Origin of the sequence: Mycobacterium sp. E3305 (assembly GCF_001666785.1) — a bacterium.
In the GTDB taxonomy this organism is placed as follows: domain Bacteria; phylum Actinomycetota; class Actinomycetes; order Mycobacteriales; family Mycobacteriaceae; genus Mycobacterium.
Window position 1 is genome coordinate 1 of sequence record NZ_LZJA01000094.1, and the last position, 3,904, is coordinate 3,904.

At 71.4% G+C, this 3,904-nt stretch carries 6 protein-coding genes; 3 read left to right on the top strand and 3 right to left on the bottom strand.

Annotation, left to right across the window (positions count from 1 at the left end; translation table 11 throughout):
• The 3 genes from A5701_RS09145 to A5701_RS09155 all read right to left on the bottom strand — a co-directional run.
• The coding region (locus tag A5701_RS09145) for an alpha-(1->3)-arabinofuranosyltransferase family protein (RefSeq protein WP_197504949.1) at positions 1-894 on the bottom strand (894 nt) is incomplete at its 3' end.
• A gap of 43 nt (positions 895-937) precedes the next feature.
• Entirely contained in the window at positions 938-1,111 is a 174-nt protein-coding gene (locus tag A5701_RS09150) for a DUF2613 domain-containing protein (protein WP_065443914.1), read from the bottom strand.
• Positions 1,112-1,187: 76 nt separating this feature from the next.
• On the bottom strand, positions 1,188-1,388 hold the full coding sequence (locus A5701_RS09155) for a DUF2613 family protein (protein WP_067751499.1): 201 nt from the start codon (positions 1,386-1,388) through the stop codon (positions 1,188-1,190).
• A 131-nt stretch (positions 1,389-1,519) separates the two neighbouring features.
• Here A5701_RS09155 and A5701_RS09160 point away from each other — a divergent pair, with 131 nt between their 5' ends.
• The 3 genes from A5701_RS09160 to A5701_RS09170 all read left to right on the top strand — a co-directional run.
• Positions 1,520-2,671 (top strand): glycoside hydrolase family 3 N-terminal domain-containing protein, encoded by a 1,152-nt coding sequence (locus tag A5701_RS09160; RefSeq protein WP_067751502.1) that lies wholly within the window; start codon positions 1,520-1,522, stop codon positions 2,669-2,671.
• A 79-nt stretch (positions 2,672-2,750) separates the two neighbouring features.
• Positions 2,751-3,404: a TetR/AcrR family transcriptional regulator gene (locus tag A5701_RS09165; protein ID WP_067751506.1), complete on the top strand. Its 654-nt coding sequence runs from the start codon at positions 2,751-2,753 to the stop codon at positions 3,402-3,404.
• Between the two features lie 16 nt (positions 3,405-3,420).
• A partial coding sequence (locus A5701_RS09170) for a chloride channel protein (protein WP_197504950.1) occupies positions 3,421-3,904 on the top strand: 484 nt, incomplete at its 3' end.

The window sequence follows — 3,904 nt, forward strand, 5'->3', positions numbered from 1 at the left end:
GGCCGCCGACCCGGTCACCAGCGGCGCGCCGGCGGTCGCGGTCGGCGCCACGTACGGGGTCCAGCTGTCGGTGCCGCGCAGGATCTCCGTGAGCGACGACCACTGCGTCGTCACACCGGAGGATTCGATGAAGTCCAGGAAGGGTGGGCTGATGGCTCGCAGCATCACCAGCGCCACCAGCCACCACAGCATCGCCAGGAAGAGCGCCAGCAACCACCACCCGGTGTAGCGCCACCACAACCGGTTGGGCCGGTGGCACGCCCACCAGATCACCGCGGGCAGGCAGGCGGCCAGCGTGGCGATCGCGTTGACCGCGCCCATCAACGCCACGGCCAGACCGGCCTGCGCGGCGAGCGCTCGCACCGACCGGTCGCCCGACGCGCGCAACGCCAGGATCGTCGGCAGCAGCACCCACGGCGCCAGCATCATCGGCAGGGTTTCCGACGAGATGGACCCCAGGGTGGTCAGCACCCGCGGCGACAGCGCGAACGCGGCGGCGCCGATCACCCGCGACGCGGGGCTGCCGATGCCGAGCGCCTCGGCGACCCGCAACAGCCCCCAGAAGCCGACGGTGAGCAGCAGCGCCCACCACAGCCGCTGGGTGACCCACCCGGGCACCGAGAGCAGATGGCCGATCGCGAAGAAGGTGCCGTGCGGGAAGAGATACCCGTAGGCCTGGTTCTGCGCCTGCCCGAACGGCAGCTCGCTGTTCCACAGGTTGGTGGCGCGGGCGAGGAAGCGCAGGGGGTTGGCGGTGAGGTCGAGTTTGGTGTCGGGGGAGACCCGGCCCGGGGATTGGGCGAAGGTCAACAGCAGGGCGATCGCCCCGACCAGCCATAGCCACCGGCGCGACACGGGCGCGGCCGACGAGGAGGTGACTACCGCCGCCCGCACCGCTGAACTCGGCGACGGTGAACCGCCGCGCCCGGCTGCGCCGCTAGCTACGGTTGCCGTACTCGACCCGGTTGAGCACTGACGACTGCGGATCGCCCCCGGGGAGTGGCGGTTTCGTGTCCTGCTGCACCATCAACGTGATCCCGAAGATCGCTGCCGCGCCGAGCAACAGACCCACCACCACGCTCGCGGCGGCGGGCGCAATGATCCGGTTCATCGACGGCTCCTCACAGCATCTTCGAAAACGTGGCGGCGGCTTAGCGCCAACCTAGCAGAACCCCGGTCGGCGCTCGTCAGGGCAGACAGTGCCCGTGAAAGCACCGGTCGCCGTATTGCACCAGGTGGGGTTCGAGCGGGATCAGCGCGGCCGGACGGGCCGGCACCGCCGTCAGGCCGTGGTCGGCGACGGCGAGCGTGACGCCCAGGGTGGTCGCGACGCCGACCGTCAGACCCACCGCGATGCTGGCCGCAGCCGCCAGGGTGAAACCGGTCATCGCTGGCTCCTTGATCTCGCCCCCCGCTAGCCCAGCTAGCACCTGCCCACGAATGCCCGCGCGGCCGAACAAGAAAACCTCGCCACTCCCCAGACCCGGAGGCCTGGACCCCGCCGTGCAAACATGGCCCGATGTCATTCTCGCGCACCATGACCGTCGCGGGGGCCGTGCTCGCGTCCGTGTCGGCTTTGGTGGCGGGCTGCGCCCACCACGCCGCCCGGCCACCCGGCCCGTCGACCTCGGTCAGCAAGCCGGCGGCCGCGCCCGCGCCGCCGGCCTGCGGTGACGTCACCGCGCTCCCGGTCCGCGACAAGCTGGCGCAGCTGCTGATGGTGGGCGTGAAGAACGCCGACGACGCCCGCTCGGTGGTCGACGGCTATCACGTGGGGGGCATCTTCATCGGAAGCTGGACGGACCTGTCGATCTTCAAGGGCCCGCTGGCCGACATCTCGGCGAAGGCCGGACCGCTCCCGTTGGCGGTGAGCGTCGACGAGGAGGGCGGCCGCGTCTCGCGGCTGCGGGCGCTGATCGGCTCGGCGCCGTCGCCCCGCCAACTGGCACAGACCATGACCCCCGACCAAGTCCACGACCTGGCGGCCGACCGCGGCAAGAAGATGCGCGACCTGGGCATCACCATCGACTTCGCCCCCGTGGTCGATGTCACCGACGCCACCGACGGCGTCATCGGGGACCGCTCGTTCGGCGGCGATCCCAACACGGTCACGGCCTACGCCGGGGCGTACGCGCAGGGCCTGCGCGACGCGGGGCTTTTGCCGGTGCTCAAACACTTCCCGGGGCACGGGCACGGCTCGGGGGATTCGCACACCGGCGGTGTGGTGACCCCGCCGCTGAGCGAGCTGCAGGGCGTCGACCTGGTGCCCTACCGGACGCTGGTGACCGCGGCCCCAGTCGCGGTGATGCTGGGTCACCTGCAGGTGCCCGGGCTGACCGGTGACGACCCGGCGAGCCTGAGCGCCGCGGCGGTGCGACTGCTGCGCGACGGCGTCGGCTACGGCGCCCCGCCGTTCAACGGCCCGGTGTTCACCGACGACCTGTCCAGCATGGGCGCCATCTCCGACCGGTACGGCGTCGCCGAGGCGGTGCTGCGCACCCTGCAGGCAGGCACCGACGTCGCGCTGTGGGTGACCACGGACGAGGTGCCCGCGGTCCTTGACCGGCTGCAGAAGGCCGTGGCGGCCGGCGAACTGCCCGGGCAGCGGGTTGACGACGCGCTGGGGCGGGTGGCGACGATGAAGGGCCGCAGCCCGGCGTGCGGCCACTAGCGGGTCGGCCACTAACGCGTGTGTGGTCACCGCGCGTTGCTTACTCTGGAGTCAGATAGACGAGCTAGAGAGGCGAGCGATGGCGGGTGGCACCAAGCGGTTACCGCGGGCCGTCCGCGAGCAACAAATGCTCGACGCCGCCGTCCAGATGTTTTCGGTCAACGGCTACCACGAGACCTCCATGGACGCGATCGCCGCCGCGGCGCAGATCTCCAAGCCGATGCTGTATCTGTACTACGGCTCCAAGGAGGACCTGTTCGGCGCCTGCCTGAACCGGGAAATGGGCCGCTTCATCGACGCGGTCCGCGCCGACATCGACTTCAGCCAAAGCCCGAAAGACCTGCTGCGCAACACGATCGTGGCGTTCATGCGCTACATCGACGCCAACCGGGCGTCGTGGATCGTGATGTACACCCAGGCCACCAGCTCGCAGGCGTTCGCGCACATGGTGCGCGAGGGGCGTGAACAGATCATCGAGCTCGTCGCCGGGCTGGTGCGGGCCGGCAGCCGCACCCCGCGGACCGAACGCGAACACGAGATGATGGCCGTGGCGCTGGTGGGCGCCGGCGAGGCGACGGCCAACCAGCTGTCCACCGGGGACATCGACGCCGACGAGGCGGCCGAGATGATGATCAACCTGTTCTGGCACGGCCTCCGGGGCGCACCGGGGGAGCGGGAGGCCGCGGCCGCCGCTCTGCCCAAGAAGGGCGGGAGCGGCGCCGCCAAGCGCTAACCCCTAGATTCGTGATGTGGCTCGACCGCCCGCCCGCCGCAACGTCGACTTCTTCTGCGCCGTAATCATCGTCGGACTGCTGGCCGGCGTGGCCGGGCTGGCGACGACGTTCGTGCTGCGCTTCGTCCAGCACGTCACGTACAACTACTCCTTCGGGGCGCTGCTCGCCGGGGTCGCGGCCAGCAGCCCGGTGCGCCGGGCCGTGGGACCGATGATCGGCGGCGCGCTGGCGGCGATCGGCTGGTGGCTCCTGCGGAGCCGGACCGACGTTCCGCCCATGGCCGAGACCATCTCGAGCCGAGAGCGGATACCGCGGCTGGCGTGGAGCCTGGACGCCATGCTGCAGGTGCTGCTCGTCGGGTCGGGCGCGTCGCTGGGCCGGGAAGGGGCCCCGCGCCAATTCGCCGCGGCCCTCGGTGATTTCGGGACCGCCTGGCTCAGGCGGCTGTCGCCGCGCGACCGCGAGGTGCTGCTGGCCTGCGCGGCCGGCGCCGGGCTGG

What these genes read in the sequence shown, in the direction of transcription:
- A5701_RS09150 (WP_065443914.1), bottom strand. Translation starts at nt 1,111, where the DNA reads ATGAACCGGATCATTGCGCCCGCCGCCGCGAGCGTGGTGGTGGGTCTG.
- A5701_RS09155 (WP_067751499.1), bottom strand. Translation starts at nt 1,388, where the DNA reads ATGACCGGTTTCACCCTGGCGGCTGCGGCCAGCATCGCGGTGGGTCTG.
- A5701_RS09160 (WP_067751502.1), top strand. Translation starts at nt 1,520, where the DNA reads ATGTCATTCTCGCGCACCATGACCGTCGCGGGGGCCGTGCTCGCGTCC.
- A5701_RS09165 (WP_067751506.1), top strand. Translation starts at nt 2,751, where the DNA reads ATGGCGGGTGGCACCAAGCGGTTACCGCGGGCCGTCCGCGAGCAACAA.